The sequence below is a fragment of the Rhodococcus sp. G6(2025) genome (assembly GCF_058628105.1).
The window spans coordinates 4,481,626-4,507,863 of record NZ_CP179750.1; the positions used below are offsets into that span (position 1 = coordinate 4,481,626).

A 26,238-nucleotide genomic window follows, 5' to 3' on the forward strand; every position below is an offset into this window, starting at 1 on the left:
ATCTCCCCGACCGTCGGAAGGACTCCGAACAATGGCCGACACACGACTTCCTGTGACCGTGCTGTCAGGATTTCTGGGTGCAGGTAAAACCACCCTCCTCAACCAGGTCCTGCGAAACCGGGAGGGACGGCGGGTCGCCGTCATCGTCAACGACATGAGCGAGATCAACATCGACAGCGCCGAAGTCGAACGGGAGATCTCACTGAGCCGTTCACAAGAGAAGCTCGTCGAGATGACCAACGGCTGCATCTGCTGCACCCTGCGCGAGGACCTTCTCGCGGAAATCAGTGCGCTGGCCGCCGATGGACGATTCGACTACCTCCTGATCGAATCGTCCGGCATCTCCGAGCCGCTACCGGTCGCCGAGACGTTCACCTTCATCGACACCGACGGACACGCTCTGGCAGATATCGCCCGCCTGGACACCATGGTGACCGTCGTCGACGCCCACAGCTTCCTTCACGACTACCAGACCGGCGGCCGCGTCCAGACCGACGCACCCGACGACGAACGCGACATCTCCGACCTGCTGGTCGATCAGATCGAGTTCGCGGATGTCATTTTGGTCAGCAAAGCCGACCTCGTCACGTCGGAGCATCTGACCGAACTGACCGCAGTCCTGCGCTCACTCAACCCCACTGCGCGCATACAGTCGATGTCCCACGGCCAAATCCCCCTCGACACCATCTTGGACACCGGGCTGTTCTCCTTGGAGATGGCCGCCCAGGCACCCGGCTGGCTCCAAGAATTACAGGGCGAACACACCCCCGAGACGGAGGAATACGGAATCAGTTCCGTCGTCTACCGTGAACGCGCCCCCTTCCACCCCGGGCGGCTGCACCAGTTCCTCACCAGCGAATGGACCAACGGTCGTCTCCTCCGCGCCAAAGGCTATTACTGGAACGCAAGCCGATTCACCGAGATCGGCAGCATCTCCCAGGCCGGCCACCTGATCCGACACGGCTACGTCGGACGCTGGTGGAAGTTCCTGCCCGAATCCTACTGGCCGGAGGACGACTACCGCCGTGCGGGGATTCTCGACAAGTGGGAAGAACCAGTTGGTGACTGCCGGCAAGAGCTGGTCTTCATCGGCCAGGGAATCGACCCCGCCGCACTGCGCCACCAACTCGACGCGTGTCTGCTGACCACCGCCGAGATCGAACTCGGCCCCGACACCTGGACAACTTGGCCCGACCCACTCGGCGACGGCCATACCGACCAGGTCATCAGCACCGTTGCCCAAACACACACCGCCTGACCCCGACACCACCTCGAGTTCCTACGCAACCACCTCGCGAATCCCCATAGGACTGGTAATGAAGTCGCGGGTGACCTGCTCGATGTCGGCGTCGGGCCGGTAGGAGACGAGCGCGATCAGCCGGTGCGAATCGTCGCTGTGTTCTGTCCAGATTCCATGGGTGGTGATCCCATGCTTGCCGAGGCTGCTGATATGCCGGGGCCAGTGAACGTTCGCGTACTGGTCGAGTGTTTCGGCGGTGCGCAGGGTGTAGGTCTTCAGTTCGAACATGCTGCGTCCTTTCACGGCGGGCCATTAGGCCGTCAACCCAAATGGCCCCCGACCAGATTGTGTCTCAGCTACCGGCGACGGTGGCCAGGTCGTCATGGCCCCATACCCACATCACATGTTCCCAGTAGTGCGGCACCGGGTGTTCGCCCTCACGGTCGACGCGACGACGCTGTACCTTGCCCCAGTCGTGGTTGGCACCCCACGCCTTCGCGAACGCGGCCGCCCGCGGTGCGTAGTAGCCGCCGAGAGACCAGCCGACGAGACCGATTCGGTCGGCATCGAGGGTGTCGATCGTCTCGAGATAGTCCACACAAGCGGCGGCCCATTCCTCGGTGGCGATATGCGCTGTGAGTCCCTGCAGGCGCAGTGCTTCGCCGCTGCCGGGGCAGCCCTCCGCCGCGAGCTGTTTCGTCATCGCGACCACCGCACCCTTGGAGGCGGTGTGCGCGAGCCGGGTGTTGGTGACCGAACCGGTCACCCCGGCCGTGGATCCGACCAGGATCACAGACGCATTCGCCGACTGCGCCAGGTACTTCCAGGCATGTTTGATCGGGAGGAACACGAGGTCGACTTCGTGGGCCATGACGAAACGCAACGCCGCCTCCCGGCCTTGCGCAGGCGGTGCCGGTGAGCACCGCGACCTTCCCGGCCAACCTGCCCTGTTGCATGGTCGTGCTCACTTGATCGCAATCGGGTTGACCGGGGCGCCGACGGCGCCGGTGACCTGATCGCCCTGCGAGGTGACGACCTGCCCTGCCCGGCGCCCGTTCCAGGCTCGGCCGTGGTCGAAGATGTGCCCGAGACCGTCCCATTGGGTGGAGCACTGCAGCGGCATCGCAATGACGTCGTCGGCGCCGCCGAGACCGTGCGGGAAGCCCTGGGTTGCAGTTCAGCCGCCCACGCCCCTCGCACCCTGAGCGGCGGCGATCGCGTCGCTCGTCGGATTCGAAAACTGTTCCGACAGTGCAGCATTGACGATCACGACCCAATCTGATCGCCTACGGACGGATCGGTCGGACGGCGACCGGTTTCGGCGCCGAATCCGGTCGCCGCTGCAACCGAGCCTCAACCGCATCAGTAACGCGCTGCGATAACGTCTTCGTCGAGAAATCCCGTCAATCCGCCACTGAAGACATCGTTGTCGTCGCCGGCGACCATATGCCCGGCCCCGGTCACGTCGATCAGCTTCGCGGACGGAATCAGCTCGAGCAGCTCCTTGGCGCCTTCCTCGCTGACCACTTTCGACTCCTTGCCACGCACCAGCATCGTGGGAACCGTGACCGCGGCCGCGGCCTTCCGTGCGCGTTCGTAGCGCACGATCGAATCCGCCTGACGAGTCGGTTCGTCGCCCTGGCGCAGGAACGCCGGATCCCAATGCCAGAACCAGCGGCCATCACGCAGACGCAGGTTCTTACGCAACCCGTCCGGGTTGGGCTTACGCACCCGGTTCGGGGTATACGCCGCGATCGCCGCCGCAGCCTCGTCGAGGCTCGCAAAACCCTCGAGGCCACTGCGCATGAACGCCATGATCTCCGCGGTGCCGCTGGTCTCGACCTTCGGTGCGATATCGACCAAGACCAGACCGCGAGCGAGATCCGGGTTCTCCCCCTGCCCGATCAGCGACGTCATCCCGCCCATCGAGGCACCGACGAGTACCGGCTTCTCACCCAACTCCGAAACGACCGACGTCAGGTCGGCAACCAGTGCATCGATGCCGTAGTCCCCGTCCGGCGCCCTCTGACTGTCCCCATGCCCGCGTGCGTCCACGGCGATGGCGGACCAGCCGTCCGCCGCGAGGCTGCGGCCGGTGTTTCGCCAGGAATGCCGCGTCTGCCCGCCGCCGTGCAGCAACAGCACCATGCCTTTCCTGTCGACACCCGATCCGCCTGCCTCCTGGGACGGCGGATCCCACCGGTCGGCAGCGAGCGTGACACCGGCACCGCGGAGTTCGGACTGTGTGACTACGGGATCCATGGGTTCCTCACCAACATTGTCGAGCTGAGCATTCCTTATCATGTTGCACTACGGGGCGAACATGATTCACCGCGCACTCGTTGCATGTTGTATCAAGACAGGTTGAACCTGGTTCAGCCGACTGCGTCGGTGTCTCTGAGTTTGGCCGACCCCGGTCGATGGGTCGACTCGCCAGATCAATCTCGCGCTCCCCGATGCGGTGCTCACCGCGAATTCACCCTCCTGCCGTGATGTCCCGATGAGGCAGAGGGGACGTCCCCACTTTTCGATTCTGTACACAGACGATCGTGTGGAGGTGACCATGCGTCGGAACGAAGTGGCACCGGTGCCCCCACCCATCCGGTGGCGGCGGCTGCGCCTGTGGAGCCGCCACCACACGGGGGCATGGTCTTCGCCGGCAGCCCGACGAGATCACTGAACGGATCGTGCGATACGCCGAGGGACAGTGTCGAATCCCGGAGGGCTGATGATTACCGATGCACTACTCGAACAGGTTTGGCAATCCATCCGTAACCCGGTTCGGGAACTTCGGCTCGCGCTTCTCGAGAAATGCGTCGACACCTTCACGCACGTCGTCCGCGGTGCCGCGGACGTAGATGCCGATCGACTCGGCCCGATGTGCTACCTCAGGGTCGGACGCACCAAGCATCCGCCACATCAGCTGTCGGGTCAGAGCTGCCGACACCGGTGAGGTGCCGGAGACGAGTTCCCGCGCAATGTCGAGTGCCCGCTCGAGCACTTGATCGGCGGGTACGAGTTCACGGACGAGTCCTCGTTCGAGCGCTTCGACTGCCGAGACCATCTTGCCGCCCACTGTCCACTCGACGGCCGTCGAGATACCGACGGCCCGCGGAAGGAACCAGGTTGAGCAGGCCTCGGGGACCAGTCCGCGACGCGTGAACACGAACCCGAACTTCGCGATTTCCGACGCGATGCGAATGTCGGCCGGCAGGGTCATGGTGACGCCGACACCCGCGGCCGGTCCGTTGATCGCGGCGATTACCGGCTTGAGGGAACGGTAGATTCTCAGCGAGACCTGCCCGCCCGTGTCGGCCGGTGCGCCTCCGGTCTCCGGGTCGTCATCCAGCACGAAGGTGTCGCCGCCGGCTGCGAGATCGGCTCCCGCACAGAAGGCCCGTCCCGTTCCGGTGATGACCACCGCACGGACCTCGTCGTCTGCGTCAGTCTCGTCGAAGATTTCGATGAGCCGATAGCACATCGCGTCGGTGAACGCATTGAGCTGATTGGGACGGTTCAATCGCACAACCGCGATCTCCCCGTGCCGCTCGAGTATTACTGCATCGTCGGTACCGGTCTCCGGCACGATGACTCCTTCCTGAGTTCCCCGCCGGTTTCGGCTCAGCGGACCTTGTCGAATCGTTCTGCCACGTCCCGGTATTCGGCCCGGATCGCCGTCTTCGAGAGCTTGCCACTGGGCAGCCGCGGCAGCGGCTCGTCCCGGATCACCACGTAGCGCGGAACCTTGTAGTCGGCCACGAGCCGGTCGCAGTGTTCGATGATTGCCGCTGCATCGACGCCATCCTTCACCGTGACGATCGCCGCCGGGGTTTCGCCGAAGCGCTCGTCAGCGGCTGCGATGACAGCGACTTCCTCGACACCGGGAATCTCCGAGATGACCCGCTCGATCTCGACCGGCGAGATATTGATTCCGCCGGTGATGATGAGGTCTTTGAGCCGGTCGACAAACTTGACGCGTCCTTCGTCGTCGAGGGTGCCGAGGTCGCCGCTGTGCAGCCAGTTGTTCTGCAAGGCGGCCGCGGTCGACTCGGCGTCGTTCCAGTACCCGGGGGTGACGCCCGGACCGCGCAGGAGGATTTCGCCCTCTTCACCGGGAGCGGCATCGGTACCGTCTGGACGCACCACCTTCACTTCGGTGAAGATCGAGCCGGATCCACACGTGTCGGGGTGGTCGAAGGCTTCGGCGACGAGGGTGGCGGTGGCGACACCGCCGGCCTCGGTCATGCCATAGATCTGTCGCAGTGCGACGCCCTTGTCCGCCCAGCGCTGCAACAGTGCCGGAGCGACCGCGGCGCCGCCGACGATCGCGGTGCGCAGCGACGACGGGTCGGCGTCCGCGAACTCGGGTGAACGCGAGATCGCCTCGAAGATCAACGGCACACCGAAGATGGCCTGGACATCGTGTTCACCGAGAAGTTTGGCCGCGCGGCCCGGATCGAGCTCCTTCTCGATGATCAGCTTTCCGCCGAGCACCGTTGTCATGACCAGCCCCCATACCAGGCCGGGGGTGAATACCAATGGCAACACCAGCAGTGATGTGGACCCGGGCCGGAAGCCTTCCTCGGTGAGTGACGCCTCGAAGGCGATATTGAGCAGCGTCCGGTTCGTGCAAATCACACCCTTGGACATCCCGGTGGAGCCACTCGTGAAGAGGAGGGCGGTCGGTTCGTCGGGTTCGAGATCGATGCGGAAGTCGTCCTGTCCTCCCGCGCGTAGCGGCGCGAGCTCGTCGAACGAGAGCGTGTCGAAGGTGGGACCCAATTCACGCGCCGCGTCGACCGTCTGTGCGAACTCGTTCGGCATGACGACCAGGACGGCACCGGCGTCGTCGACAACCTTGCGGAGCTCCGCCGGCTTGAACCGTGGGTTGAGCGGGATCAGTACACCGCCGGCCTTGAGGACGCCCAGTGCGATCACCGGCCACGTCAGCGAATTCGGGCCTAGCACGCCGACTCGTTGACCCGGTTGGATTTCGAGGTCCACGATTTTCCGGGCGATACGACTGGACCAGTCCTGGAGTTCGCGGTATGTGAGGGTTTCACCCGCCACGATGAGCGCGTCCTGCTCTCCCTTGGTCTTCGCCCACCAATGCAATGCCGAACCGACGGTGGCAGCCATTCGTCCTTACCTTTCGTGAGTCGCGCATGTGCGATGTCGTTCTACCGGGTTCTACCGGGCATGTGGGGTGCATGACACAGAGCGCGGGCCGAATCGCATTTACCGACAGATGTTTTCAGCGCGGATCGGACCAGGGAAGCCTGGCTCGTACGCCGTGCGACCCACGCTATATGGTCCAATTTGAGACGTCAATCAAGTCTTGCATTTTGCAAAACGGCGCGCTGTGACAGCAACGAGCCCCGCCGCGAACGCGGCCGCTCCCCCGACTGCGAACACCACGATGTACGCCTGTTCTGTGGGCGTCGAGGTGCCCGGGATCGTGATGGTCGCGAGCAACACCGCAACCAAGGCACTGGCCAGTGAACTTCCGAATGTCCGGGCGATCGCGTTGATGCCGTTCACCGCCCCTGTGCTTCCCGGAGGACTGCTGCCGATGAGCATCGACGGCAACGCACCGTAGGCGACTATGACGAAGACATTGATCACCGCAACCGCCGTAATCACCTGCCACGTGTAGTCATGAGCAAGTATCAGCATCACGAATCCGCACACACCGACGGCGCATGCTGCGGTCAGCACCTTGTGGGCGGGGAACCGTCGGACTACGAGTCCACTGACGGCCGCCGCAGCCATACCGGCAAGCTGTCCGGGCAGCAGGTACACCAGACTGGTCTCGAGTACCGACGCATCGAAGCCGTATCCCGCTTCTTCTCGGGAGATCTGCACGAACGTCGCGACGGCCAGGAACTGCACGAACATCGCGACACCCACCAGGAAAGCCGCGACATGTGCCGGAGCCACCAACCGCGCCGTCAGAAGCGCCGGAGCAATTAGCGGTGCAGTGGTCCTCCGTTCGTGCCGGTGCCAGGCGGCAAGCACCAGCGCACCGGTGACAGCGCAACCGAGTGTCCGCAGCGACAGCCATCCCCACGTCCCACCTTGCGCCAACGCCAACAGCAGCCCCGGCAGGCCGAACGCGAGCCCGACCATACCCCAGAAGTCGAACCCGTCGCGCGGTCCCGACCCCGGGGTATGCGGAATAACGCGCCACCCGACGACCATTGCTAACACTGTGAGTACCAACAGCATCCAGAAGACGCGTCGATAGTCGGCCCCTTCGGTGTACAGGAGTCCGGCCGCGATCATTCCCACACCGCCGCCGACACTCAATGCCCCAGACATGACGCCGAGCGCCATCGGAACACGGTGCGCCCCCAGTGCGCCTCGCACTACCGCCACACCGACGGGGAACAACGCGTACGACACTCCCTGCAGAACTCGACCGGCGATGAGTGACGGCAACCCGTTCCACGCGACACACAGCACCGAGCCGATCAGTACCGCGCCCAGCACGGCGAGCATCACCCTCCGTGGACCATGTCGATCGGCGAGGTGACCCAACAGTGGTGTACACACTGCGGCTGCAAGGAGATTCGCTGTCACTGTCCAACCGACAGCATCCGTGCCCACGTCGAGCTGCACCGCGATTGCCGGCAGGAGCGGTACGACGGCGGTCTGCATCATCGACGTGATCATCACGATGAAGCAGAGCGCCGGGACCAGCAGCGCCGATCTACATGCCGACTCGGGGGCGGCGAGGTGGGCCCTATCGGGTGCCTGGGTCACGGCATCTCCTCGTTGCGATTCCGGTCAGAGATCGAGCACGAGTTTTGCTGTGCAGCTTCGCGATACACAGATCATCATGCAGTCGTTCTCGGACGGTTCGTCTTCGTTGAGGATTGAGTCCCGATGCTCGGGAACGCCCTCCAGGACTCGGGTTTCGCACGTCCCGCACGTACCCTCACGGCACGAGAAGGGGGCGTCGACACCGGACCGGAGTACGGCGTCGAGCACGCTTTCCTTCGCATCGACGGTGATGGTCCTGCCCGCGCGCCGGAGTTCGACCGCGAACGATCCGTCGACCGCATCGGCCGGCCGCTCCTTGGCAGCGAACCGCTCGACGTACAGTCTCACGTTCGGATGCGCGAGGCATTCGTTTTCGATCGCCCGCAGGAGCGGCTCCGGTCCGCAGCAGTACACCGCGGTGCCGTCGGGGACGGCGTCGAGGGCAGCAGGAAGGTCGAGGATCCCGTATTCGTCCTGGGGTCGCAGCTCGATTCGGCCGGGGTACCGAGCTACCAGCTCGTCGGCAAAAGCCATGCTGGTGCGTGTTCGGCCGCCGTACAGCAGGCGCCAGTCGGCGCCGGCAGCTTCGGCCGAACGGAGCATCGGCAACAGGGGCGTAATGCCGATACCGCCCGCAACGAAAAGGTAGGACTGCGCGGGCTCGAGGGTGAAATTGTTGCGCGGGCCTGCGATCGCGACCAGGTCTCCGACTTGCAGCGAGTCGTGCACCCAGCGCGATCCACCGCGGCCGTCCTCTTCGCGGAGCACCGCGATCGCCAAGGAGGTGGTGTCGGATGCGTCGCCACACAGGGAGTATTGCCGCACCGTTGACCTGTCGATGATCACGTCGATATGCGCTCCGGGCTCCCATGATGGGACAGCGCCGCCATCGGGATCCGCGAGTCGAACTGCCATGACACCGTGAGCAAGCACGTCTTTGCCGATCACTCGCATTTTGCGTTGTTCGGTGTTGGCGCTTCCGGTCATCGGCACTCTCGTTCCCATAGACTTCACGTGCCCTATAATCTTAAGCAGTTAGGTTTACGGGACGCAAGCCTGGCCACCGATATCCACGACGCGCACAGGAGATCGCCATGACCCCACACTCATCGCCGGACCAGAGTGACACGGTCCTCGACCTGTTCAGACTCGACGGATCCGTCGCTGTCGTGACCGGCGCCGGCAGCGGCCTGGGCGCCGGATTCGCCCGCGCGCTCGCCGAGGCAGGTGCCGACGTGGTGATCGCCGCACGCCGGCGCGAAAACCTCGAAGCCGTCGCGGTGACAGTAGAGGCCACCGGTCGCCGCTGCCTGGTCGCACCTACCGACGTCACTGTGCCCGAGCAGTGTGATGCGCTCGCCCAGGCCGCTGTCGCCGAGTTCGGCCGCCTCGACATCCTGATCAACAACGCCGGAGTGACCAGCTCCGCGCCGGCGACGCGCGAGCGCCCCGAAGACTTCCGCGCAGTCCTCGACGTGAACCTCATGGGCAGCTATTGGGCAGCGCAAGCGTGTGGACGCGTGATGGGCCCGGGCTCGACCATCGTCAATGTCGCGAGCATGCTCGGCCTCATCAAATCGGCACTTCCCCAAGCTGCATACGCTGCCAGTAAAGCGGGCATGATCGGCCTGACCCGCGACCTGTCGCATCAGTGGTCTAAGCGAAAGGGCATCCGCGTCAATGCGATCGCGCCAGGATTTGTGGAGACCGACCTGATCTCCGAGATGTCGTCGGATACGCTCGACGAGTTCCTGCGCGGCAGTTCTCTCGGCCGCACCGCTACACAGCGCGAGATCGACGGAGCTGTGGTGTTCCTCGCCAGTCGCGCCTCCGGCTACATCACCGGCTCGACGCTCGCCGTCGACGGCGGCACTTCCGGACACTGATTCCCGACGAGGAAGGACCATGCAACCATGACGTACTCCACCAAGGTGACCACCCTCCGCGGCGACGGCGTTTCACTGGTTGCCGACCTGTGGGAACCCCGGCGGGAACCGAAAGGCACGGTCCTGCTGCTCCACGGCGGCGGCCAAACCAGGCACTCGTGGCAGCGCACCGGAATACGGCTGGCCCAGCAGAGTTGGCGCGCGTATTGCATCGACGCACGCGGCCACGGCGACAGCCAGTGGTCGACCGACGGCGACTACAGCCCCGACGCGCACGCCCGCGACATTCGCGCAGTCGTCGCCGACCTCGGTGAACCCCCGGTGCTCGTCGGAGCGTCCATGGGCGGCATGGCCTCACTTGTCGCATCAGGCGACGAACCAGGTATTGCCCGGGCGCTGGTCCTGGTGGACATCACCCCGAAGGCCGAACCGGAGGGACTCGCCAAGATCACCGAATTCATGCAAGCCGGTTTGTCCGGCTTCGACAGCCTCGAGGACGCGCTCGGAGCAGTGATCGAATACAACCCGCACCGGAGTCGCGCGCCGCGGGTGGAGGGTTTGCGCAAGAACCTGCGTGAGCACGACGGTCGTTGGTACTGGCATTGGGATCCGCGAATGCTGTCGGATAGGACGAATTCGGCGGACGCGACGGCCGCGCGCGAAATTCGTGCCCGCGCCGCGGCGCGGGCGATCAGAGTCCCGACGTTACTCATCCGTGGCGCACAGTCCGATGTGGTCAGTCCGGAAGGAGCGCGCGAACTCCTGGAGCTGATTCCGGGGTCGCGCTATATCGATGTGGGCGGCGCGGGGCACATGGTGGGCGGCGACGACAACGACGTCTTGAGTCGAGGCTTGGTGGAGTTCCTCGACGAGGCGGTTCTCACCGTATGACCACCTTACCGACGGAAACATATACCATTCTGACCATCTGCCGTGCCGACCAGGCCCGGCGTACTGCTCGAACCGAAAGCGAGATATGGCCCGACCGTCGAAACCTCTGATCAGTCGCGCAGCCGCCGTGGCAGCGTCCATCGAGATCATCGACTCCGAGGGACTCGATGCGTTCAGCCTGCCACGCCTGGCTAAACACATCGGAGTGCGTGCACCCTCGCTCTACCATCATTTCTCCGACAAATCGGAGATTCTCGAAGCGGTCGCTCGACAGATCGCCGGCGCCGGAAACCTACCGCGACGCAAGCCCGGCCCGGACTGGCCCGAATTCTTCGTGACGCTGAGCATGAACCTTCGCCGGTCGATCCTCAAACACCGCAACGCCGCGCCGATCCTGCTGCAATATCTGCCCCGTGACCTGCTGATCGGCACCTACGAGGACACCGCCCGGTTTCTCGAGGAGTCCGGAGTGCCCGCGCACCTGCACGTCCAGATTCTCGACGGTATGGAGCGCCTGACGCTCGGCGCGGTGCTCACCGAGGCGATGCGCAAGCCGAGCACCAAGTCCACGATCTTCCCGAACGTCGACCCGGAGTCGCAGCCCCTGCTGTCCAAGGCTCTCGCCGCAAACGAGATGACTTCCCGGCAGTTGTTCGAGGAAATGATTCGCAGTTTCCTTCACGGCGTGGTGCGCCACGAAAGTATCGCGATCACGGAAGCCGCGCCCTCCGACAACACCAGGGTTTCGGCCAACTGAGCGAGTCCGCCGTTCCCCGCGCGAACCGCCCACGACGCACCGGTGCCCCACGGATCGAATCCGTGGGGCACCGCGTTCTGCAGACCTACTGGGAAGGAGCAGGCAGGTGGACGGTCTTGGTCTCGAAGAACTCTTCGAGACCTTCGATGCCGCCCTCCCGTCCGACGCCCGACTGCTTGTAACCACCGAATGGCAGGGTGAAGTCCATCGTCGCGGTGTTGACGCTGATGGTGCCGGTACGGATGCGCCGCGCGACCTCGAAACCATGGTCGAGATCCTCGGTATAGACGGCGCCCGACAGGCCGTACACCGAGTTGTTGGCGATCGCGATTGCGTCTTCCTCGTCCTCGTAGGTGATCACCGAGATGACCGGCCCGAAGACCTCTTCCTGCGCGATCCGTGAATCCGGCTGCACGTCGTCGATCAGGGTGGCTGCGACGAAGAAGCCCGTATCGAGGCCTTCGGGGCGGCCACCACCGAGCACAACCTTCGCGCCGTCTTCCTTCGCGATGTCGATGTAGCCGAGCACGCGGTCCTGCTGACGCTTGGAGGCGAGCGGGCCGAGGAAGTTGGTCGGCTCCCACGGGTCGCCCATCGGCAGAGATCCGAACGCGGCCTTCAGTGCCTCGACCACCTCGTCGTGACGTTTGCGCGAGACGAGCACGCGGGTCAGCGCGATGCAGGCTTGACCCGACTGCATGCAGCCACCCATGGGCAGGGTCTGCAGCACGTGATTGATATCTGCGTCGTCGAGGATGATCGCTGCGGACTTGCCACCGAGTTCGAGCGACACGCGTGCGATGCGCTCGCCTGCCAGGGACATGATGCGCCGGCCTGCGGCGGTGCTGCCGGTGAACGTGACGTGGTCGACGTCCGGGTTGGTCACGAGGGACTCCGACACCTCGCGGTCGGCACACAGCACACTCACTACACCCTGGGGAATGCGACCTTCCGCGACCAGCTCGGCAATGATGTCCGCAAAAGCCGACGGCGAGATCGGCGCCTCGGGTGCGGTCTTGAGAACGACCGAGCAACCCGCGGCGAGCGCCGGCGCGAGCTTGAACGCGATCGTGCCGATCGGCCCGTTCCAGGGGATGATCGCGGCGACCACACCCGTCGGTTCCTTGACGATGCGTGAGATGCCGCCGTCGGCCCGGGATCGCTCTTCGCTGACCTCGAACTCGCGCGCTACCGCGGCAACAGCCCGGAACAGGCCGCCGGTCATCTGCTGGGTCGGGCGGCTGACGCTGACCGGCACACCGACCTCGATGACGCCGATCGGCGTCAGTTCGTCCACGCGCTGCTCGAGACGGTCCGCGATGGCATCGAGAACGTCGGCGCGCTCGGCTATGGTGCGCGACGCCCATTCACCCGTGTCGAACGACTCACGCGCAGCGGCAACCGCCTTGGTGACGTCTTCGACGGTGGCGGTGCGGACGCGTGCGATCTTCTCTTCGGTGAACGAGTCGACGACATCGACCCATTCGTCACCGGTCGAGTCGACCCAACGGCCGCCGATGAAGATTTGTTCGCGATCGGCGATCGACGGGGTCGTCGTACCGGTTGCGGTTTCGGTGGTGGTCATCAGTGAAGCTCCTTCACTTTCAACGGATGTTGTAGCCGGCATCGACGGGGAATGTGACTCCGGTGACGTAGCGGGCCTCGTCGGAAGCGAGGTACACGATCGCGTTGCTGATGTCGACTGCCTCGATCAGCTCGACGGGCATCGGGTTCTTGTACGACTCGTCGGCGGCGACCTCTGGGTGGGCGTTGACGAACTCGCCGTACTCGGCGTTCGCGACCATCGGAGTGTTCACGCCTGTCGGATGCACGGTGTTGACCCGGATGCTGTGGGGCGCGAGTTGTTTCGCATACAGCCGCATGAGGCCGACGACACCGTGCTTGGCCGCGCTGTACCCGGCTTGGCCAGGCAAGGTGTTGAGACCGATGCTCGTCAGGCCGGCGGCCGAGCTGGTGATAATGATCGAGCCACCCTCACCCCGTTCGACGAGATTCGGCACGGTCACGTCGAGCACGTGCCACACACCGGTGAGCATGGTGTCGATCGCGTCGTGCCAGGCCTGCCGCTGCTCGCCCGGTCCGATGACGGGCATGATGCCGGCGTTCGGCAGTACGATGTCCACCTTGCCGAACTGTGCGATACCCGCGTCGTACGCAGCTTGAATGTCTTCGAGGTTGCGGACGTCGCCAACCAACGCAACGATGGCGCCTCCGGCCTCCTTGACCAGGCGTTCGGTTTCCGCGAGATCGTCGGAGGTCGGCATCGGGTAGAACACGGTCGGAATCTGGTCGCAGATGTCCATCGCGATGATGGACGCACCTTCCTCCGCGAGCCGGACGGCATGCGACCTGCCCTGACCGCGCGCCGCGCCGGTGATGAATGCGACCTTGCCATCGAGCCGTCCCATGGATAGTCCTCTCCAAGTGTAGGTTCCGCCTAGTGGTGCACAGAGGCAACGTGCGGGATGATCGAATGATCGAATCGAAATCGGCACACCAACTGTGAGCCACAACACAGACCGTAGTTGCCTACAACCTTTAGGTCAACACCGAACAAACATCGTTTTTTCGTATCACCGGCAACCATTCAAAAGCTGGGTACTTCGGCCCACTCCCCGACCTGGTAGCACGAGTGCTCTTCCTCCTGCTCGAACGACAGCAGCCGGCACATACGCACCGCGCCTGCATCGTCCGGGTCGATACGAATGAGGGCGATCTGCGCTCCCGCGTCACGCAGCGCCCCGAGCGCCACCACGAGCAGCGTGGTGCCCAAGCCTTCCCGCCTCGCGGCCTCGGTGAGCACCAGCGCCCGGACCGACGCGGCGTCGAGTTCGAGGTGCGTGGACAGCGCCGAGTCGAACCAGACGAATCCGAGAGATGCTCCCGAAGAACCTGTTGCGACGACTACGGTGCCGGCCCCGAGACGAATCTCGTCGGCGAGGCGTTCCCGCTGCGCCGGCACCAGCGCGGCCGCATCCAGCACTTCCTCGATCGACTTCGACGCCATCGAATCTTCGAGTGGGCGCGCTTCGGCGAGTGTGATGCCCTCGGGAACCGAGACGTCGTCGAGCGGGCTCGCGAACGGCCCAGACAAGTGACGGAACAGCGTCCACAACCTGCTCACCGGCGCGACGCCGAACCGGCGCGTGAGACGCTCGGACGCGGGGTGAGTGCCGTACGCCCAGCAGCGCAGGGCCGCAGCGCCAGTGCCTTCCCAGCCACCGTCCACGGTCGTGTCCAGACCGATCTCCTCGACGAGCATCGTTGCGATACCTCGCGACCGATAGTCGGGGTGAACCACGAACTGCGCGGTACCCAGCCCCCCGTCGTCGACCTGTAGATGCAGGTACGCCACCACCACGAGTGGAGCATCGTCGCGAGCACTCAGATCTCCGCGCGCTGCGATCGGAAGGTGGTAGACCCGCACACCGTTACGGCTCGCCGAGGTCACATCACCGGGATTGATCGAGGAGAAGCCCGCCTCGTCGTCGTATTCGGCGGCCGCCGCGACAAGTGCCAGTACCTCGTCCCGATCGCCGGAATCCAGTTCCGAACACCACTGATACGAGATCATTCGTTCGCTCCTCATCTGCCGGTTCGTTCCCATAAATCTAATGCCAATCGGTATAGGATCGCAATGGTCGAAAACTACCCGAGAACGCAACCCGGGGTTTACAGCTAAATCTACATAAGTTAGATTTAGGGTCATCGATTCGCCATCGCACCACAGCCTGGAGGGCAGCCATGACAGAGGTCGGAATCCCACGCGAGGAACGCATCCGTCGCGCGCTCGACCATCTGCGCAACGACACCACCGACGAGTTCGAGCACGTCACGTGGTTCGAACCCGTCGAGTTCACAGATCCGGACATCGCCAAGATCGAACGAGAGCGTGTATTCGGCCGAGTTCCGTCGATCATCATCCACGGCTCCGAGATCCCTCGCGCAGGAGATTTCGTCACCCTGCAGTTGCCGCGAAACAACGTCATCATCGTCCGCCAGCGCGATGGCAGCGTCAAAACCCTCGTGAACCAGTGCCGTCATCGCGGGGCCATGGTCGAGAAGGAAGAGAAGGGTCGCTGCCGCCTGTTCTCCTGCCCGTACCACCGCTGGTCCTACGATACCGACGGCAGCCTGCGCACCATCACCCGCGACAACACGTTCGGTGATGCCGACCGCTCCGAACGCAACCTCGTCCAACTACCCACCGAAGAGCGGCACGGGTTCGTCTGGGTGGTCGACGACGCCGACGCAACCATCGATGTCGCCGACTGGCTCGGGCCCGAGATGGACTCGATCATGGGGTCCTACGGCATGGACAAGATGGTGACCACTCGGGTTCAACGCTTCGACGAGCCGATCAACTGGAAGTTGATGCAGGACGCGTTCCTCGACGGGTACCATATCCAGTACGCGCACCCCAACACCGCCGCGAAGCACATCCACACCAATGTCATGGCCTTCGAGGACTTCGGAAACCACTGCCGGTTCCTCAATCTCCGCAAGACCATCGACCGATGGATCGAGGAGGACCCCGGCGATCGCAGTCTCGCCGAGCACATCACGGAAAGCCACCTGGTGGGGCCCAACAGTACGTTGCTCAAACAACCGGACCATTTCCAGCTGCTCACCTTCCGCCCTCACCGCAGTGATCCACAGCGCTGCCACATGGAGATTCGTCTGGTCGCGCCCACGCTCGAAGAGAGCGGCTTGACGGAGGAACGCTGGAACCGGATCTGGGACAAGAACGTCGAGATCCTGGTAGCCGTGCTCCACAACGAGGACTTCCCGATCTTGCGAGATTCACAGGTTGCCATGGACAGCGCCAGCGCCGGCAACATGCTCCTCGGTCGCAACGAAGTCGCCAACCAGGTCTTCCGCCGCGCAATTCAGGAACTCGTCAACGAGAGCTGATACCTGGGCTTCACACTCGCGGAACTACGGACACCGGTTTCCGCTCACATCACGAAGGGGACCCGATCACGATCGGGTCCCCTTCCTCATCTCAACTCAGAGTTCCGAAGTGAACGTGAGCGGCAGACGCACACAGCCACGCACCGACGTGCCGTGCATCAACGGTGGATCACTCTCGACCAACGCATAATCGGGGAGCCTGCGGTGAATCTCCTCCATCGCCAGTGTCAGTTCGAGTCGCGCCAAGTGCGACCCCAGGCACCGATGTGGGCCCGCTCCGAACGACAGGTGCCTGTTCGAACCTCGGTCGATCACGAAAGCATCCGGATCGTCGAACTCGGTATTGTCGCGGTTCGCCGAACAGAGCAGTAACAGCAGCTGGTCACCGGCCTCGACCTTCACACCGGCGATCTCGACATCGCGCGTAGCCCGACGACCCATGCTGACCGCGGCCTCGATACGAAGGATCTCTTCCACTGCATCCGGCACCAGACTCGTGTCCTCGATCAGGGCGTTGCGTTGCGCCGGATTGTTCGCCAGATGGACCATGGCCCAGCCGAGTGAACCCTGCACGGTGTGCAGTCCCGCGATGAGTAGCAGGAAGAACATGCGACGCAGTTCCTCGTCCGTCAGGTACCGCTCGACTCCATCCATCCGGATCGGTGTGTTGATGATCTGCGCGGTGACGCTGTCGCCATCTTCCTGACCCGAACGCACCCTATCCACGAACGCACCGAAATACTCGAACACGTTCGTAGCCGCCTCCGCCCGAGCGCGAGCGGACCCCTCCTCGTCGGCGCCCGGAATTCCCTGGAGCGCAATGTCCGTCCATTCAGTGAAGCGTTCGGCGTCGTCGAGTGGCCAGCCCATCAAGGTGAGGAAGACACGGGTCGGCAGCGCGTGCGCGAACTCGGCGACGAATTCACATCGGCCCGAGCACGCGAAGCCGTCGATCAGTTCGTTGATGATCTCGCGGATCTTCGGCTCGAGCTCCTTCATCCGCGCCGGACCGAACAAGGGCTGGAGTGCCTGCCGGTACTGCGTGTGCTCAGGCGGATCGATCTCGACGGGAATGAACTTGCCCTGGCCGGCGTCGACAAGATTGTTCGGATAGCTGGAGAAAGTCTCGGCATCACGCAGAATGCGGAAGATGTCGTCGTAACGCGTGACAATCCAGTGCCCACCGTAGTGCGGCGAATAGAGGATCGGACCGCGGGCGCGGAGTTCGGCGGCCTTCGCCTGGAAGACGTCGACCGGCGCGGCAAGAGCCGGGTCGTAGACGTCGAAATCGACCATCAGATCCGTTGCGATGTCGTGAATTGTCAAGGCAGAACACCCTTCGAAAGCCGCTCGGCGCGTCGAGCGTCCACGTTGTTCGTGAGCTATCGACGCGCCGTTCGGATGGCACGGAAGATATCGAGGATCTGTCGGTCATGCCGTCAGCCTTGGTAGCAGATGCGTTCCGACAGGATTATCCGAGAGTCAACGCTCGTTCCGGGCACACCGCGACGGCCTCCTCGGCCGCCGCGATGTGCTCGTCGAGCGCGAGTGCGTCCTGAAGGATCACCGGATACCCGGAATCGTCACAGTCGACGACCTCGGGGGATCGGCTGTAACACAGGCCGTGTCCCGCGCACACCGACCGATCCACGACCAGGCGGCGCGTACCGTATTCCGTTCTCGTGTCGTGGGCAGTCATGATCGTTACTCTTCGCCGGTGACCATCGGCGGAGGGTTGTTCCCGTCTTCTGGGAACATCATGGCCACACGAGACAACGTGCCGCCATCGGTCGTCGGCAGCGTGACACCCGAGATGTATGCGGACTCATCCGAGACCAGGAACAGCGCTGCCCGAGCATTGTCCTTCAGTGACGGCGGACGATTGAGCTTGAGCGGAATCGGCGACACGCTCGGCTCCCACGGACCCGCCACTTCCTCATAGGACTGACCGACGACCGGCGTACCCGCAGGGGCGAGAAAGTTCGGCGACATTCCGTGTGTTGGGGCGATCGCATTGACGCGGATTCCATACTTGCCGAGATCCAGACTCAGGGCCCGAACCATACCGTTCACACCGGCTTTCGTCGCAGAGTACGCCGCGATGCTGTGATACGCCGCGAACGACGCCGCCGACGACGTCGCAAGGATGACACCACCACCGTTGGCCCGCAGCGCCGGCACTGCAGCCTTCGCGGTGTAGAACACGCCAGAGAGGTTGACCCCGATGACGTCCTGCCAATCCGCGTCCGTCAGATCCTGGAACTCGACCTGCTCGCCACCGGCGACGGACGGCACACCACCACGCGAGATGACGCCTGCATTGGCCCATGCAATGTCGAGCTTGCCGAACGCGGCCATGGTGGCCGCCACGGCCTCGATCACCTGCTGCTCGACTCGCACATCCGCGGTGACCGCGATCGCCGAACCACCCTGCTTTTCGACCAGCTCGACCGTGCCCTTGGCGCGCTCCGGATCGATATCGACCACGGCGACCTTCGCGCCCTCCGCGGCGAACAACTGCGATGCCTCGCGTCCCAGCCCGGAACCGGCACCGGTGATGAGCGCGACCTTACCTTCGAGTTTCATGAAGTCTCCTGTGTTCGGGAATGTGTCGGATGAATGGAAGCTGTCATAGGACAGCGGGATGACAGAGGTGGCACCGAACAGCTCTGTGTCGCACGTACAGCGGTGCTAATACGCGATGAACAGAATCTCGTCGCGCGAGTACTCCATGCCCGGATGCGACTCGCTCAAATGCTCCTGGGTTTTCACGACCAGGTCGTCTTCGTCACTGCCGGTGATCGCGGCGCCACACGGACAGCTCAGCCTTGTCTTCATTCTCATGCCGGTCAGCCTTTCTGCGCTTCCCGCGCGGTCGCGATACGTTCCGCACGTCGGCGAACGGGAAGTTCGGTAGCGCGTCGACGAACGTGGTCGACGTCACATCACATTAACTAATGCACATAGGTTTTTCAACCCCCGCGTCGGCTCGATCGCATCGGACACATGGTGATCAGGCAGGCTCCGCGGCCTTCTCTACAGACACGTCAGTCTCGGACACGGTCTTGTTCTTCCGCGGAACCAACGACACCAGCACTGCGGCAGCCACTCCGGCGAACGCAAAGGCGTAGAAGGCCCAGTCGGCTCCGAGTGCAGAGCTCATGATCATTCCGGTGAGTACGGGACCGCAGACACCGCCGAGCCGGCCGAGACCCACTGCCAGCCCGAGTGCCGTGCCACGCGCGGCCGCCGGGTAGAAGACTCCGACGAATCCGTAGACGCCCGTCGTCGACGAGGCACAGAAGCCGATCAGGAGAACCAGTCCGAACACGAGCGCCTGTGCCGGCTGCAGAGTCAGGGCGGACACTGCGAGCGCCCCGAAGACGAAGCTCACGGAAATGACGGGACGTGATCCCAGCCGATCCGCAAGACCGGTGATGACCACCATGCCGAATCCGCTGCCGATGTTGAAGGCGAGCAGGAATGTCAATGCAGACCCGAGATCATAGCCGGAGGACCTCAGCATCTGAGGAATCCAGGTGTTCATGCCGTACGAGACGAGAAGACCGAAGAAGGTGATGAGCGGGAACATGACCGTCGCAATCCTGTAGCCGGGGGCGAACAGGAGCCTCAGTCCCGACGACGAGCCGGTACTCCCACTCGTCGACTTATCCAGTGCCATACCGGATTCGGCGCCGGCATCGATGGAATAGTGCTGTGCCAGTTCCCGGGCCTCGTCGTGCCGACCCTTGCTTGCGAGGAAGGCAATCGATTCGGGCAGGTTTCGGTACGCGATGACAAACAACACGACACCCAGAAGGCCGCCCACTGCGAACATCGATTTCCAGCCGAACGCAGGGATCATGAAAATGGCGGCAATCGCGACGACGCACCCGCCGATGGGAAAGCCGGTCTGGATCACACCGTTGTAGAACTGTCGCCGGTCGACCTTGACGTATTCCTGGGTGAGCGCGATCAAGGTGGGGAGTGCTCCGCCGAAGCCGAGCCCTGCCAGCAGCCTGAACAGGCCGAACATTTCCAGGTTCGGCGCAATGGCGCACAACCCGGTGAACACGCTGAAGCTGACGATGCATGCAAGTACCACGGGTCGTCGCCCGATGCGATCTGTGATGTAGCCGGCAAGCATTGCTCCGGCCATCATTCCGAACAGGGACAGGCTGCCGATCAACCCCGCCGATGCAGTGGTGATCCCCCACTGTTCCAGTTCGAGCAACGTCGGCAGGACCGCGCCGAACATGATGAGGTCGACACCGTCGAGGATCGTGATGGCCAAGCAGGTGAGGACCACGGATCGGGCACCCGAGACGGCTCTTTCCTTCCCCGGGACAGAAATCTGCGACATGTTGGGGTTCCTTCGGGTCGTTGTATCGGGGTTCGGTATTTGTGACTGCACGGATGGCGCGTGTTCACACCATGGGTGCGATGGAGCTCAGCCCCACCTGCGCGGATCTGCGAACGCGCGCCCCATCCATTGGTGGAAGTGCTGATTGGCAATCTCGTTGCGTCCGAAATAGAGGGGTCCGACATCTGTATTCGCGACGGACTTCTGTACGCCCTCGTTGACCACGAGGTCCTCGTCGCGTAGCACGGCCATGAGAATTTTCCAGTTCTTGTCCCACCGCGCCTTCTGCTCGTCCGTTACCACCGGCTCCCGAGTGAGCAAACGCATCTGCATCCGAGTCCCGACGGCTGTGCCCGGGGCGGGGACGAAGTTGAGCACCTCCAGATGATCCGGTTGACGGAGCACCGACATATTGGGCATCAGAAAGTGCGCCACGGTGATATGCCGATCGATGGGGGCATCCTCGGGTGCCACATCGCGCACCGAGTCGATGCTCTTGCGAGCGGTGACCATTCGTCCGTGCCTGCCCATCGGCTCCCACGCCTGCGCGTTGTTGTAGAAGTACGGGGCAACGGTTCCGGCGTGTGTCGAGGTGATGTGGTAGCCATCGAGGAAGGCGTCCATCAACACCTTCCAGTTGATGTCCACATCGAAGTTCTGGGCGATATGGCAGTGGTACTTGTCCATGTCCATGGCGGCGAGGGACTCGTCGAACTCGCGGCCGAGCCACTCCGCGATGTCGATCTTGCGATCACCCGCGGCGGAGTCGATGACCCAGACGAAACCGTGCCGTTCCTCGACCGGAACCTCCAGCAAACTCATGCAACTACGATCGACCGTCCCGAAAGTCGGCTCGTCCGCGATCGACCGCAGCCTGCCATCGCTGCCATACGCCCACCCGTGGTAGCGGCACGAAAAGATGCGCTTCGAACCCTTCTCCTCGGGAACGAGCTGCGCTCCTCGATGCCGGCAGGTGTTCACGAAGCCACGCACCCTCCCGTCCGCCTGCCGAACGAGAACAACTTCGTTGTTCGGCAGCTGGACAGTCGCAAAGTCGTTGTTTCCGGGCAGTTCGGTACTGTGTGCCGCGATGATCGGCACGTACCCGAACAGTTCTCTGCGCTCCCGCGCCGCCAGCTCCGGATCGGTGTATACGCGCGGATCGACCTCGAGGATTTCCGGTGCCATATCGGTGGTGCCGTTGTCGAGGTGATCGAACATCGCCCGGGCAAAGCCCGCTTTCGTCGCCTCGTCGTACGGCAGATCGGTGTAGACCATCGTGCTCACTCCTTCGGGGACCGCTGCGGGCCCACAAGAACGTCGTTAAAGCTGCAGACTCTTGATTTCGACAAACTCCTCCAGGCCGAACGCCCCGCCCTCACGCCCGTGACCGGACTGCTTGAATCCGCCGAACGGTGCAGCCCCATTGAACTTTCCACCGTTGACCTCGATCTGCGTTGCACGCAGTCTGCGCGCCACCGACTTCGCGCGCTCGGGGTCGGCGGACCACACGGCGCCGGCAATACCGAAAATCGTTCCGTTCGCGATGTCGATCGCGTGCTCGGTCGTGTCGTACGCGATGATCGACAGCACCGGACCGAAGATTTCCTCCTGGGCGATCGTGCTGTCCGGGTCTACCTCGGAAAACACTGTGGGTTGGACGAAGAATCCGGTACGGGCAGGTGCGTCGACCGAGCCGGCGACGAGCTTCGCGCCCTCCTTGACGCCGGCACGAATGTAGCCGAGCACCCGCTCGCGCTGAGCTGCGGTCACCATGGGTCCAAGCTTCGTGTCGCCGCTCGTGGGATCGCCCGGGGCATATGCCGCCACCGCTTTGGCGGCGAGCTTCTCTGCCTCGGACAGGCGCGAGCGCGGTACGAGCATGCGAGTCTGCGCGTTGCAGGACTGCCCGCCGTTCATGTAGCAGGCACGCACGGTGTGCGGCACGGCCTTCGCGAACTCCTCGACATCGAGGTCGTCGAGCAGCACCGCGGCGCTCTTGCCGCCCAGCTCGACCGAGACCCGCTTCACGGTCCCGGCGGCCAGTTCCAGCACCCGCTTACCGACCGAGTTCGATCCGGTGAAGCTGACCATGTCGATATCCGGGTGAACGGCGATGGCCTCACCCACAATCGGACCGTACCCGTGCACCATATTGAAAACTCCGGCCGGGATCCCGACCGCTTCGACCGCCTCTGCCAGAGCGTGGGCGGTGAACGGAGCAACCTCGCTGGCCTTGACGACCACCGTGCACCCGGCCACGAGCGCGGCGCCGATCTTGGCGGTGATCTGGTGCAGCGGGTAGTTCCAGGGCGTGATACATCCGATCACGCCGACCGGCTCACGCACGATAAGGGAGTTGCGGAGCGGTTCTTCCCACGGGAAGTCCTTCGCCGCGGTCACTGCCTCCCGCAGATCGACGATGCCCAGTCCGACCTGGGCCCACCGAGCGACCCTGCGTGGCGTGCCGACCTCGGCGACGACGATGTCGGTGATGTCGTCCTGTCGCCGCTCCAGTTCGTCAGCCAGACGCGACACGAACTCGGCCCGCGTGTGCGGGGCGGTCTGAGACCACTGGCCCAAGGCCCGTCGTGCGGCAGCGACCGCCATATCGACGTCCTCGGCAGCTCCGGCGGGGACGCTCCCGATGCGCTCTTCGGTGGTCGGGTTGACGACGTCGATTTGCTCCGTGCTTGTGGAGGCAGTCCACTTGCCATCCACATATAGTTCCAAACTCACGATAATTCTCTCCGTTAGTCGAGTTGAGGTAGTTACCGGTGCATCGAATCCCTCGAACACCGAGGGGAATTGAGACGCAGCTAGTCCACGTTCATGATTCGAGCAGTTCACGCAGGCTTTCGTCACTTACCGGCGTCGCGGCTAGACCCATCACCCCGGCAAGGAATCCGCGGATCGTGACCACGAAAAGTTCACGCGACGACCACTGGTTGGCCTCCAGCGCGCGGGCGAGGGTCGGGTGTCTACGCTCATCGACCTTCGGGAAGACCTCTGTGCTACCGACCGGATCGCGCATGATATCGCTCAGAGTGGTTGCGAGAGCAAGCTTCTCCAGACCGTCCAGTATCACCACGTGGAGTCGCGCCGGGACGCCCCCGTCCTCGAGGATGCGCGCACACCGTTCATACGTTCGGGTCAGGACATCCCGAGGAAGGAACTGCACCAACACGAGAGCGGCATTGGGATGACGCAGGATCGCGTCGCGGTAATTGAGGCTGAGTTCGACGAACCACTCCACCCAGTCCGTGCCCGATGAATGCTCGGGCACTGTCGCCCCGGTCATCAGCTCCTTCGCCACCTCGGTCATGAGCTCACGACGATCAGCGAAATGGTGGTACAGCGAGGAGGTCCGTACGTTCAGCTGTTTGGCCACGCGCGGCAGACTGAACGCATCCATGCCTTCGGTGTCGATGATCTCGATGCTTGCCGCGATGGTCGCACTCCGGCTGATCAGAGGCTTTGCCGGTCTCCCCATCAACTCCCACTTTCGATCGATCCGAGACTCAGCTCCACAACCCCGCCGTATCGGCTCCGATGGAAAACCAGCGGCTCCGTCACCGGATCGGACCCGAAATCGAGCATGCCGGCAACGGCGATGAGGTGATCTCCACCGTCGTGCTCCGCAGCGAGCGCCACCTCGAACCAGGTTGCCACCCCCTCGAGAATCGGCGCGCCGCGCTCGGCCGGGCGCCACTGCACTCCGGCGAATTTGGGTCCACCCGATTTCGCGAAACGGTCGCTGAGATCGCGTTGACCCGAGGAGAGAACGTTGATACAGAAGGTCCCGACGGTACGGATCGCCGGCCAACTCGTCGAACGCCGGCTCGGGCACAGCAAGACCTGGGGCGGATCCAGCGACAATGCCGAAAACGACTGACAGGTGAACCCGGCCGGTTCGTCGCCCACCATCGCCGTCACCACCGTCACGCCGGAACAGAAATGTCCCAGAACGTCGCGAAGCGCCCGCGTGTTCACAGCCGATTGTGTGCTGTTGTCCGATCGTGTCGACACGTGTGGTCCTCTCATACTCTCAGTGCGATGTGCACTCTGATCTCGCCTGCAGGACTGAGCCATCCGCGACAATCCGCGAACTCGATCATTGCTTCGAATCGTGTCGACCACGACGGGTCCAATGCCTGCTCACCCGCAAGGGCGCGGATCGTGTCTGGTTTGACGAAGACCTGCTGTGCGCCGGATGGTCGGCCGAGGGCCGAGAGTCGGTCTGCCCAGATTCTGCACTTCGGGTCGGCCGGCTCGATGTGGAGGGAGCCGAACTCGTCGGCGTCTTCGAGCCGGAACTGTGACTTACCGAAAATCTCGTCAACCACGATTCGCATGGGTTTCTCCCCCGTTCGTGGTGGTGTGGTGGGAACTAGTGGACATCTTGTCGCACCGCCGATTCCTGGACCGGTCGGCGGGCTTCGAGGATGGGCAGCACTTCATCCAGCAGTAATTGCACACATGCATCCCTGACGTTCCCCTCCGTGACAGCAGGAACGACAGTGACGCCGTCGGCAATGTCGGCTGCGCGGATGTCGAGGATCAGACTTGCCAGGCCGCTCGGCGTTCCGACGTAGACGACGGTGTCGCCGTCCGTCATGCCAGTTTCCGACGGGCGCCTCTGTCCTGTGCCGGCTTCGGAGCGCGCGGTGCGAGCGTCCGGCGCGATATGGACGACGACGTCGAGCAGTACGTCGACCCGGCCACCGGATGTGTCGCCCGCGGCCCGAATGTATGCGCGCTTCTTCTGCGCCTCTCGAAGGTTCGGGGCTGTAATTCGCACTGTGTGGGGGTCATCCAGGCTCCGCACCACGATGGTGCTGTCGACCGGCGCGTCCGGCGTCGACAGGTCCACGGCCACGGTGAGCTGAGCCCCGTTCACGACGTGGTCCGTCCCGCACGGGGTGCGGTTCGTCGCCACACCAGTGCCGGTGACAGGGTGGTGGTGCGGAACACCAGTGGATCCGAGGACAGGGTCATGCGGTCGCCGTCGAAGCGCACATGCCGCTTCTGGTTCTCACCGAGCCAGTTCGGGTACAGCGATACCGCCATCTCGTGCCATACGGCGGAGCGGTCTTCGTCGACGTGGTAGGGGCCCGAATACGCAAGGTATCCCCCGGCAGCCTCGCTTCGTTCGCTGTTCTCGCCACTGTGGACGTTGCGCGAGCGGTACGGGGCTCGGCCGGGGCGCATGATTTGTGCCGACATGAACCCGTCCGCCGAGTAGATGATCAATCCGCGGGCCTCGGGACCGAGTGGGTAGTCGACTTTTCCGCTGTCGGAGGTCGTCGAGTACTCGACCAGTTCCCAAGCCCCGACGATTCGTTCGGCGATCGAGACGCCTTCGGTGTCGGTGTCTGTGTGGGTGCTCATGTCATGCTTC

Annotated in this window: 28 protein-coding genes; 5 read left to right on the plus strand and 23 right to left on the minus strand. The window is 63.6% G+C overall.

The features are described from left to right. The first annotated feature begins 31 nt into the window (after positions 1–31). On the plus strand, positions 32–1,258 hold the full coding sequence (zigA, locus tag ACLIVD_RS20535) for a zinc metallochaperone GTPase ZigA (protein WP_491930537.1): 1,227 nt from the start codon (positions 32–34) through the stop codon (positions 1,256–1,258). A gap of 21 nt (positions 1,259–1,279) precedes the next feature. Here zigA and ACLIVD_RS20540 read toward each other — a convergent pair whose 3' ends face one another. The 8 genes from ACLIVD_RS20540 to ACLIVD_RS20575 form a co-directional block, all read right to left on the minus strand. Further along, positions 1,280–1,528, minus strand: coding sequence for an NIPSNAP family protein (locus tag ACLIVD_RS20540; protein WP_491930538.1), 249 nt, complete (start codon positions 1,526–1,528; stop codon positions 1,280–1,282). A gap of 64 nt (positions 1,529–1,592) precedes the next feature. Beyond that, positions 1,593–2,111, minus strand: coding sequence for a hypothetical protein (locus tag ACLIVD_RS20545; RefSeq protein WP_283352114.1), 519 nt, complete (start codon positions 2,109–2,111; stop codon positions 1,593–1,595). Positions 2,112–2,204: 93 nt separating this feature from the next. Continuing rightward, positions 2,205–2,363 (minus strand): hypothetical protein, encoded by a 159-nt coding sequence (locus tag ACLIVD_RS20550; RefSeq protein ID WP_283352113.1) that lies wholly within the window; start codon positions 2,361–2,363, stop codon positions 2,205–2,207. Between the two features lie 239 nt (positions 2,364–2,602). Next, positions 2,603–3,502, minus strand: a complete 900-nt coding sequence (locus tag ACLIVD_RS20555) for an alpha/beta fold hydrolase (protein WP_317569721.1) — start codon at positions 3,500–3,502, stop codon at positions 2,603–2,605. Between the two features lie 481 nt (positions 3,503–3,983). Continuing rightward, a complete protein-coding gene (locus tag ACLIVD_RS20560; RefSeq protein WP_317569719.1) occupies positions 3,984–4,826 on the minus strand; it encodes an enoyl-CoA hydratase-related protein in 843 nt (280 codons plus the stop codon). 35 nt (positions 4,827–4,861) lie between these two features. Beyond that, positions 4,862–6,379, minus strand: a complete 1,518-nt coding sequence (locus ACLIVD_RS20565; protein WP_491930539.1) for a class I adenylate-forming enzyme family protein — start codon at positions 6,377–6,379, stop codon at positions 4,862–4,864. A 192-nt stretch (positions 6,380–6,571) separates the two neighbouring features. After that, positions 6,572–8,005 carry an MFS transporter gene (locus ACLIVD_RS20570; protein ID WP_491930540.1) on the minus strand — a complete coding sequence of 478 codons (1,434 nt, stop codon included), beginning with the start codon at positions 8,003–8,005 and terminating at the stop codon, positions 6,572–6,574. A gap of 24 nt (positions 8,006–8,029) precedes the next feature. After that, the gene (locus ACLIVD_RS20575; RefSeq protein ID WP_491930541.1) at positions 8,030–8,992 is read right to left on the minus strand and encodes a PDR/VanB family oxidoreductase; all 963 of its coding nucleotides are present in this window, start codon (positions 8,990–8,992) and stop codon (positions 8,030–8,032) included. A 107-nt stretch (positions 8,993–9,099) separates the two neighbouring features. Between ACLIVD_RS20575 and ACLIVD_RS20580 the strand changes: the two genes are divergently transcribed. The 3 genes from ACLIVD_RS20580 (at position 9,100) to ACLIVD_RS20590 (ending at position 11,539) form a co-directional block, all read left to right on the plus strand. Further along, positions 9,100–9,891, plus strand: coding sequence for an SDR family NAD(P)-dependent oxidoreductase (locus ACLIVD_RS20580; protein ID WP_317569714.1), 792 nt, complete (start codon positions 9,100–9,102; stop codon positions 9,889–9,891). A gap of 27 nt (positions 9,892–9,918) precedes the next feature. Then, entirely contained in the window at positions 9,919–10,782 is an 864-nt protein-coding gene (locus tag ACLIVD_RS20585; RefSeq protein ID WP_317569713.1) for an alpha/beta fold hydrolase, read from the plus strand. 85 nt (positions 10,783–10,867) lie between these two features. Next, the gene (locus ACLIVD_RS20590; protein WP_317569712.1) at positions 10,868–11,539 is read left to right on the plus strand and encodes a TetR family transcriptional regulator; all 672 of its coding nucleotides are present in this window, start codon (positions 10,868–10,870) and stop codon (positions 11,537–11,539) included. Positions 11,540–11,624: 85 nt separating this feature from the next. Here the strand turns inward: ACLIVD_RS20590 and ACLIVD_RS20595 are convergent, their stop codons facing one another. From ACLIVD_RS20595 to ACLIVD_RS20605, 3 genes are all read right to left on the minus strand, one after another. Then, positions 11,625–13,124, minus strand: a complete 1,500-nt coding sequence (locus ACLIVD_RS20595; protein ID WP_317569711.1) for an aldehyde dehydrogenase — start codon at positions 13,122–13,124, stop codon at positions 11,625–11,627. Positions 13,125–13,143: 19 nt separating this feature from the next. Continuing rightward, entirely contained in the window at positions 13,144–13,968 is an 825-nt protein-coding gene (locus ACLIVD_RS20600; RefSeq protein WP_491930542.1) for a mycofactocin-coupled SDR family oxidoreductase, read from the minus strand. Positions 13,969–14,147: 179 nt separating this feature from the next. Next, entirely contained in the window at positions 14,148–15,134 is a 987-nt protein-coding gene (locus tag ACLIVD_RS20605) for a GNAT family N-acetyltransferase (protein WP_491930543.1), read from the minus strand. Positions 15,135–15,304: 170 nt separating this feature from the next. Here ACLIVD_RS20605 and ACLIVD_RS20610 point away from each other — a divergent pair, with 170 nt between their 5' ends. Then, a complete protein-coding gene (locus ACLIVD_RS20610) occupies positions 15,305–16,474 on the plus strand; it encodes an aromatic ring-hydroxylating oxygenase subunit alpha (protein WP_491930544.1) in 1,170 nt (389 codons plus the stop codon). 96 nt (positions 16,475–16,570) lie between these two features. On the opposite strand, the gene ACLIVD_RS20615 is transcribed toward ACLIVD_RS20610, so the two are convergent. From ACLIVD_RS20615 to ACLIVD_RS20670, 12 genes are all read right to left on the minus strand, one after another. Further along, the gene (locus ACLIVD_RS20615) at positions 16,571–17,770 is read right to left on the minus strand and encodes a cytochrome P450 (RefSeq protein WP_283352182.1); all 1,200 of its coding nucleotides are present in this window, start codon (positions 17,768–17,770) and stop codon (positions 16,571–16,573) included. 175 nt (positions 17,771–17,945) lie between these two features. Further along, positions 17,946–18,173 (minus strand): ferredoxin, encoded by a 228-nt coding sequence (locus tag ACLIVD_RS20620; protein WP_283352101.1) that lies wholly within the window; start codon positions 18,171–18,173, stop codon positions 17,946–17,948. A 5-nt stretch (positions 18,174–18,178) separates the two neighbouring features. Beyond that, complete coding sequence (locus tag ACLIVD_RS20625) at positions 18,179–19,060, minus strand: SDR family NAD(P)-dependent oxidoreductase (protein ID WP_283352100.1); 882 nt, start codon at positions 19,058–19,060, stop codon at positions 18,179–18,181. 105 nt (positions 19,061–19,165) lie between these two features. Then, positions 19,166–19,318, minus strand: coding sequence for a DUF1059 domain-containing protein (locus ACLIVD_RS20630; protein ID WP_374433466.1), 153 nt, complete (start codon positions 19,316–19,318; stop codon positions 19,166–19,168). 169 nt (positions 19,319–19,487) lie between these two features. Further along, the gene (locus ACLIVD_RS20635) at positions 19,488–20,837 is read right to left on the minus strand and encodes an MFS transporter (protein ID WP_283352099.1); all 1,350 of its coding nucleotides are present in this window, start codon (positions 20,835–20,837) and stop codon (positions 19,488–19,490) included. Between the two features lie 87 nt (positions 20,838–20,924). Further along, on the minus strand, positions 20,925–22,115 hold the full coding sequence (locus ACLIVD_RS20640) for an aromatic ring-hydroxylating oxygenase subunit alpha (protein ID WP_283352098.1): 1,191 nt from the start codon (positions 22,113–22,115) through the stop codon (positions 20,925–20,927). A gap of 45 nt (positions 22,116–22,160) precedes the next feature. Continuing rightward, the gene (locus tag ACLIVD_RS20645; RefSeq protein WP_283352180.1) at positions 22,161–23,576 is read right to left on the minus strand and encodes an aldehyde dehydrogenase family protein; all 1,416 of its coding nucleotides are present in this window, start codon (positions 23,574–23,576) and stop codon (positions 22,161–22,163) included. Between the two features lie 91 nt (positions 23,577–23,667). Continuing rightward, positions 23,668–24,330 carry a TetR/AcrR family transcriptional regulator gene (locus ACLIVD_RS20650; RefSeq protein ID WP_317569706.1) on the minus strand — a complete coding sequence of 221 codons (663 nt, stop codon included), beginning with the start codon at positions 24,328–24,330 and terminating at the stop codon, positions 23,668–23,670. Next, a complete protein-coding gene (locus tag ACLIVD_RS20655) occupies positions 24,330–24,866 on the minus strand; it encodes a flavin reductase family protein (protein ID WP_491930546.1) in 537 nt (178 codons plus the stop codon). Before ACLIVD_RS20655 ends, ACLIVD_RS20650 begins: the two co-directional genes overlap by 1 nt. 11 nt (positions 24,867–24,877) lie before the next feature. Beyond that, the gene (locus tag ACLIVD_RS20660; RefSeq protein ID WP_317569704.1) at positions 24,878–25,192 is read right to left on the minus strand and encodes a hypothetical protein; all 315 of its coding nucleotides are present in this window, start codon (positions 25,190–25,192) and stop codon (positions 24,878–24,880) included. 35 nt (positions 25,193–25,227) lie between these two features. After that, on the minus strand, positions 25,228–25,716 hold the full coding sequence (locus tag ACLIVD_RS20665) for a hypothetical protein (RefSeq protein ID WP_283352095.1): 489 nt from the start codon (positions 25,714–25,716) through the stop codon (positions 25,228–25,230). 17 nt (positions 25,717–25,733) lie between these two features. Continuing rightward, positions 25,734–26,228, minus strand: a complete 495-nt coding sequence (locus tag ACLIVD_RS20670) for a lipocalin-like domain-containing protein (protein ID WP_283352094.1) — start codon at positions 26,226–26,228, stop codon at positions 25,734–25,736. Positions 26,229–26,238: the final 10 nt, after the last annotated feature.

Coding starts and splice junctions, on each gene's coding strand:
- zigA (WP_491930537.1), top strand. CDS start 32: ATGGCCGACACACGACTTCCTGTGACCGTGCTGTCAGGATTTCTGGGT.
- ACLIVD_RS20540 (WP_491930538.1), bottom strand. CDS start 1,528: ATGTTCGAACTGAAGACCTACACCCTGCGCACCGCCGAAACACTCGAC.
- ACLIVD_RS20545 (WP_283352114.1), bottom strand. CDS start 2,111: ATGGCCCACGAAGTCGACCTCGTGTTCCTCCCGATCAAACATGCCTGG.
- ACLIVD_RS20550 (WP_283352113.1), bottom strand. CDS start 2,363: ATGCCGCTGCAGTGCTCCACCCAATGGGACGGTCTCGGGCACATCTTC.
- ACLIVD_RS20555 (WP_317569721.1), bottom strand. CDS start 3,502: ATGGATCCCGTAGTCACACAGTCCGAACTCCGCGGTGCCGGTGTCACG.
- ACLIVD_RS20565 (WP_491930539.1), bottom strand. CDS start 6,379: ATGGCTGCCACCGTCGGTTCGGCATTGCATTGGTGGGCGAAGACCAAG.
- ACLIVD_RS20575 (WP_491930541.1), bottom strand. CDS start 8,992: ATGACCGGAAGCGCCAACACCGAACAACGCAAAATGCGAGTGATCGGC.
- ACLIVD_RS20580 (WP_317569714.1), top strand. CDS start 9,100: ATGACCCCACACTCATCGCCGGACCAGAGTGACACGGTCCTCGACCTG.
- ACLIVD_RS20585 (WP_317569713.1), top strand. CDS start 9,919: ATGACGTACTCCACCAAGGTGACCACCCTCCGCGGCGACGGCGTTTCA.
- ACLIVD_RS20590 (WP_317569712.1), top strand. CDS start 10,868: ATGGCCCGACCGTCGAAACCTCTGATCAGTCGCGCAGCCGCCGTGGCA.
- ACLIVD_RS20595 (WP_317569711.1), bottom strand. CDS start 13,124: ATGACCACCACCGAAACCGCAACCGGTACGACGACCCCGTCGATCGCC.
- ACLIVD_RS20600 (WP_491930542.1), bottom strand. CDS start 13,968: ATGGGACGGCTCGATGGCAAGGTCGCATTCATCACCGGCGCGGCGCGC.
- ACLIVD_RS20605 (WP_491930543.1), bottom strand. CDS start 15,134: ATGATCTCGTATCAGTGGTGTTCGGAACTGGATTCCGGCGATCGGGAC.
- ACLIVD_RS20610 (WP_491930544.1), top strand. CDS start 15,305: ATGACAGAGGTCGGAATCCCACGCGAGGAACGCATCCGTCGCGCGCTC.
- ACLIVD_RS20615 (WP_283352182.1), bottom strand. CDS start 17,770: ATGGTCGATTTCGACGTCTACGACCCGGCTCTTGCCGCGCCGGTCGAC.
- ACLIVD_RS20620 (WP_283352101.1), bottom strand. CDS start 18,173: ATGACTGCCCACGACACGAGAACGGAATACGGTACGCGCCGCCTGGTC.
- ACLIVD_RS20625 (WP_283352100.1), bottom strand. CDS start 19,060: ATGAAACTCGAAGGTAAGGTCGCGCTCATCACCGGTGCCGGTTCCGGG.
- ACLIVD_RS20630 (WP_374433466.1), bottom strand. CDS start 19,318: ATGAGAATGAAGACAAGGCTGAGCTGTCCGTGTGGCGCCGCGATCACC.
- ACLIVD_RS20635 (WP_283352099.1), bottom strand. CDS start 20,837: ATGTCGCAGATTTCTGTCCCGGGGAAGGAAAGAGCCGTCTCGGGTGCC.
- ACLIVD_RS20640 (WP_283352098.1), bottom strand. CDS start 22,115: ATGGTCTACACCGATCTGCCGTACGACGAGGCGACGAAAGCGGGCTTT.
- ACLIVD_RS20650 (WP_317569706.1), bottom strand. CDS start 24,330: ATGGGGAGACCGGCAAAGCCTCTGATCAGCCGGAGTGCGACCATCGCG.
- ACLIVD_RS20660 (WP_317569704.1), bottom strand. CDS start 25,192: ATGCGAATCGTGGTTGACGAGATTTTCGGTAAGTCACAGTTCCGGCTC.
- ACLIVD_RS20670 (WP_283352094.1), bottom strand. CDS start 26,228: ATGAGCACCCACACAGACACCGACACCGAAGGCGTCTCGATCGCCGAA.